Below are 3,332 nucleotides of genomic sequence, written 5' to 3'. Positions count from 1 at the left end.
TCAACCATAGGCGATCCCGCAAACGATCATAGTCCCGGTTGAACGGACAGACCCGCATGCAGATCGCACAATCCGAAGCCATCTTGGCCCAAAAGGAAAAACACTTTTCGGCGTCGGATGTCCATTTGCGCACGCCTTTGATTGCCGACACATTCTGTCCCCCCACTTCAGGTGGCCCAAAGGGCAGGGCCTTGACTGGGCAGGCGTCGGCACATTTGGTGCAGATATCGCAAAACGATTTCACCCCGCGTGGTTCAGCGATGTCGTGGGTCAGGGGCAGATTGGTAAAGATCTTGGAAAAGCGAAGTCGTGGTCCGAATTCCGGTGTTATGACCATCTGGTTGCGCGCGTATTCGCCCAAGCCCGCCTTGACCGCATAGGGGATCACCAGGCCTGTATCGTTCATCGACGGCACCGCCTCATACCCAAGATTGCGGATATAGGCGGCCAGTTGCATCACGATTGCGGCCTCGTGGCTGTATTCCCGCCCTGTGGCGGCACCGGCCAACGCCGACGGATAGGTGGCCACCAGCTCCTTGTCCATTTCATGCCCCAGCACGATGACAGTGTTCAGCCCCTGGGGCAGATCATGCGGTGCTTCGGAGAAATCGCGTGCATCCACCCGGGCGCTGTACAGCCAGCGTTCATCGAAATCGGTGATGCCACACAAATCCGCGCCAAAGAATTTGGAAATCCGTTTGATTTCTGTCGCCATCTTGGAAGGATCATCGATCTCCAATGTGTCCTGGGCGACGGGCGTGTCTGGCTGAATCGGGGCCTGGAACCCTTCGCGTAGCCCATCAGAGGCCTTGCGATTTGACACGATGTCGGAAATCAGCCAGGCGGCATTGCGCAGGGCAAAATCGCGCTGGCTGAAACCGTCGCCGCGGCGCGGAGCCGCCTCCATCCGGTAGGAGGAGAAGAATTTCATCGTGTGTTTGGATTTCACCCGCTTGTCCCAGAACGCGCGGGTAAAGATGTCGTTGCGCTGCGAGAACCGCTCGAAATCATCTGTGACTTCGATCCCTGCGGCTGCATCGCCGTCGCGCTGGGGCGGTGTGTTCTGTGGCCAGGGCATGGGCGGACGCTATCCGGCAATTCCGGCGCCGGCAAGAGGAGGGGCGATCAGCTGAACAGGGACACGATCCAATCGCGGACCATGGAGACCTCGGCGTTGTTCGGGGCCTCTCCGGCGGCGGGCATCAGGTAGTGGCCCTGACCCATCGGAATCTCCGCGCCCAGCACCGGGGCCAGGCGGCTTTTCGACAGCGGCAGTTCTGCATAACGGCGCATCAGCATGGCGACGCCTGCACCGGAGGCGGCAATCTCAACCGCCGCCAGAGACGTGTCCACATACAGAGGTGCACTGCGGTCCTTCAGCGGCACGCCTTCTTGTTCGGACAGCCGCAGCCAGTGGTCCTGATAGCCGTGGATATGGATCAGCGTCTGGTCGAATAGCTGATCCACCGTTTGCAACTGCCCGGCCAGCAGCGGCTGCGCCACGGGGATCACGGTCTCAGTCGAGAGTAGATGCGCGCGGCGGCCGAACCAGCCGGATGGCCCGAGCCGCAGGTCGATATCCACGTCCTCGTCCTGGGTGCTGTCGGCCCAGACGGCAGAAATCAACCGGATGCGGATGTGCGGGTTGGCGGCGTGGAACGCCCCCAGCCGCGGCGCCACCCACAGGACGGCAGTTGAGACCGGTGCCCGTATTGTCACCGTACGGGTCTGCGCATGCCCCAAGAGGCCGCGGGTGGAGTACGCGATATCCGTCAGCGCCTGCGCGACCGACGGGTAATAGGCATGGCCCAGCTCTGTCAGCTCCAGGTGACGCGACCGGCGGATAAACAAGGTGATGCCAAAGCTTTTCTCGAGGCTGCGCACCTGATGGCTGACGGCGGCCTGGGTCAGCCCCAGTTCCTCCGCCGCAGCGGTGAAGCTTTGCAGGCGGGCGGCGGCCTCAAAGGCGCGCAACCAGACGAGATTGGGCAGATCGGACATTTGTGTTGCAAAAATTCCTGAAGTCAGACCGCGTTATTATTCGTTTTTGTTTTGGCAGAGGTCAAGCTAGCCATAGGGCAGACGCATACCCCGGGAGGAGAGACTCGACATGGCAACTGATCTGAAAGTGGGCTTCATCGGCCTTGGCAACGTGGGCGGCAAACTGTCCGGCAGCCTGCTGCGCAACGGCGTGGACCTGACGGTGCACGATCTGGATGCGGATCTGGTGCAAAGCTTCGTGGACAACGGCGCGGTCAAGGGCGAAAGCCCGGCGCAGATGATGCGCGACTGCGATGCGGTGATCACCTGCCTGCCGTCGCCTGCGGCCTCGGACGCGGTGATGATGCAGATGCTGCCGGAAATCACCGAAGGCAAGATCTGGATGGAAATGTCCACCACCGACGAGGCCGAGGCCAAACGTTTGGGCGCCATGGTGATCGAGCAGGGCGGCCGCGCGGTGGATTGCCCGGTTTCCGGCGGTTGCCACCGGGCGGGCACCGGCAATATCTCGATCTTTGCGGGCTGCGACCGCGGGACTTTTGACACCATCCTGCCGCTGCTTACCACTATGGGCCGCCGCATCCTGCACACCGGGGGTCTGGGCTCGGCCTCGGTGCTGAAAGTGGTGACCAACTATCTGGCCACCGTGCATCTGGTCGCCAACGCCGAGGCGCTGGTCACCGCTAAGGCAGCGGGCATGGATCTGAACATTGCCTATGAGGCGATCAAGATCAGCTCGGGCAATTCGTTTTCGCATGTGACCGAAAGCCAGGTAATCCTGAACGGCAGCCGGGATATTTCCTTTACCATGGATCTGGTGAAAAAGGACGTCGGCCTGTTCCAGGAGGTGGCCGACCGGGCAAATGTGCCGCTGGAAGTCAGCCCGCTGATGGTGAAGATCTTTGAGGACGGCATCACCCGCTATGGCGACCGCGAGCTGTCACCGAATATCATCCGCCGCCTGGAAGATGCCACCGGTCTGGACATCCGGGCGCCGGGCTTCCCGCCGGAAATGGTGGACGATGAACCAGAAGAGCCGGGCTACGAGGTTGTCGTGCACCGCGCTGCAGCGGGATAAGTTTCCCTGAACTGCACGGCCGCATCCTGCCCCCGCTTCGGCGGGGGCTGTTTTCTTTGCCAGATCCGGTTTATGCCCGGTGCAGCAGCAAGGGGAGCAGCGGATGAACAACGAGGTCCTGGCCACAATTGAAGCCTCCGGCGGACGGCGGATCATGGGCACGGCGATGCTGGGATTGACCGGCTGCCTGCTGCTTTATGTGGCATTGGCGGCGCCGCCGTCGCCTGCATGGCTGGTGTTTCTGCTGGCGGTT

The 3,332-nt window shown here is 61.7% G+C and carries 3 protein-coding genes; 1 reads left to right on the top strand and 2 read right to left on the bottom strand.

Translation table 11 applies throughout. From position 1 onward, the window contains the following. Together A2I95_RS28335 and A2I95_RS28330 are read right to left on the bottom strand one after the other, a co-directional pair. On the bottom strand, positions 1 to 1,078 hold a 1,078-nt coding region (locus A2I95_RS28335), incomplete at its 3' end, for a reductive dehalogenase domain-containing protein (protein WP_291735275.1). Between the two features lie 47 nt (positions 1,079 to 1,125). Then, the gene (locus A2I95_RS28330) at positions 1,126 to 2,001 is read right to left on the bottom strand and encodes a LysR family transcriptional regulator (RefSeq protein ID WP_291735274.1); all 876 of its coding nucleotides are present in this window, start codon (positions 1,999 to 2,001) and stop codon (positions 1,126 to 1,128) included. Positions 2,002 to 2,122: 121 nt separating this feature from the next. Between A2I95_RS28330 and A2I95_RS28325 the strand changes: the two genes are divergently transcribed. Beyond that, positions 2,123 to 3,079 carry an NAD(P)-dependent oxidoreductase gene (locus A2I95_RS28325; protein ID WP_291735277.1) on the top strand — a complete coding sequence of 319 codons (957 nt, stop codon included), beginning with the start codon at positions 2,123 to 2,125 and terminating at the stop codon, positions 3,077 to 3,079. Positions 3,080 to 3,332: the final 253 nt, after the last annotated feature.

It is taken from the genome of Leisingera sp. F5 (genome assembly GCF_001593695.1).
This window is presented reverse-complemented; position numbering and strand designations above follow the sequence as displayed.